The 242-nt window shown below is 44.2% G+C and carries 1 rRNA gene; it reads right to left on the bottom strand.

Annotated elements, in window-relative coordinates:
* Nucleotides 1–242 (bottom strand): 23S ribosomal RNA (locus VJI77_RS07700); the annotation flags it as partial.

Below are 242 nucleotides of genomic sequence, written 5' to 3'. Positions count from 1 at the left end.
GTAACTTCATTAATTAACCTTGCCGCACACCATAACTCGCCGGCCCGTTCTACAAAAAGTACGATATAATCTCTCTATAAGACTCTATCTGCTTGTAGGCATAAGGTTTCAGGTTCTATTTCACTCCCCTCCAGGGGTTCTTTTCACCTTTCCCTCACGGTACTATTCTCTATAGGTCACTGTGTAGTATTTAGACTTAGGGGGTGGTCACCCCAAAATCACACAGGATTTCTCGTGTCCCA

This window comes from Parvimonas sp. D2 (assembly GCF_035282635.1).
Classification (GTDB): Bacteria; Bacillota; Clostridia; order Tissierellales; family Peptoniphilaceae; genus Parvimonas.
Note: the sequence above shows the minus strand (reverse complement) of the source record. Positions and strands in the feature narration are given on the sequence as shown.